At 34.8% G+C, this 866-nt stretch carries 1 protein-coding gene; it reads left to right on the top strand.

The window, feature by feature from the left end; genetic code table 11:
• Nucleotides 1-101: 101 nt before the first annotated feature.
• A complete protein-coding gene (locus C900_RS27805) occupies nucleotides 102-728 on the top strand; it encodes a hypothetical protein (RefSeq protein ID WP_009583836.1) in 627 nt (208 codons plus the stop codon).
• The last annotated feature ends 138 nt before the right edge of the window (nucleotides 729-866 follow it).

The raw sequence follows: 866 nt of genomic DNA, 5'->3' as shown, positions 1-866 counted from the left end.
CCTTTTGACCGAAATCACTGGCATGGTCCGACCGAAATAGCCAGGGCGACTATCATGACGGCCTTACACTTCAATTTAATAAACCGGCATGGTCAAATGAGTTGGATTTTTGGAAAGGGCAAGAAAATTTACCAGACTATTTAATAGAAAGGGTTGAAAAATTAAATTCCAACGAAGGATTATTAAATGATTTGTTTCTGATTAATCCATTTAATGAGCAGCCACTTAGTTTGCGACCAAATTTTGCATTTTTCGATTTTAAATCAGATACGACACCATCTCAAGCTGATGTTTATTTTATAATTGCATCCATCGTACATTTTGCTCGATTTCCTGAAAGCCAATTAAATTCAATAAAGCAGTATCAAGACATGAAATTTTTAAGATTTCATGAGCATGTTCAGTCGGTATTTAGTCCAGAGTGCTTCAATCGCTTTAATGATGGAATTATTCAAGCTGCAATATTGAGAATAGCTAACCCAAATGAGTTAAATTATTCAGTTCAAGATGACCTTAGCTATGAAATGGCAACTGTTCTCAAAAATTTATTTAAAAATGATAAAGATCCCGATAGATGTGAGGCAATTTTGGAGTTCTTGCTCGCAATAGCAACCGGTAAATTAAGGCTGAAGAAGAAGCATAAGGACCAATTTTTAAATCATGTAAAAGATAATTTTGACAATAAAAAAATAAGTATTTTTTGTGAATTCGCTTTGAGGTCGCAATGACAAATCATGTGCTACTCCTCACCCCTCTCTTGCCCCTAAATGATAGCATGCTCAATTGAAAGTCAATGTCAAACGTCCTTCCTAGATATGTAACTTAACGTGAGTTCGATATAAAGATACTAATCAGAGGGGCAAAAT

Origin of the sequence: Fulvivirga imtechensis AK7, from assembly GCF_000331535.1 — a bacterium.
GTDB classification, from domain to species: Bacteria; Bacteroidota; Bacteroidia; order Cytophagales; family Cyclobacteriaceae; genus Fulvivirga; species Fulvivirga imtechensis.
Note: the sequence above shows the minus strand (reverse complement) of the source record. Positions and strands in the feature narration are given on the sequence as shown.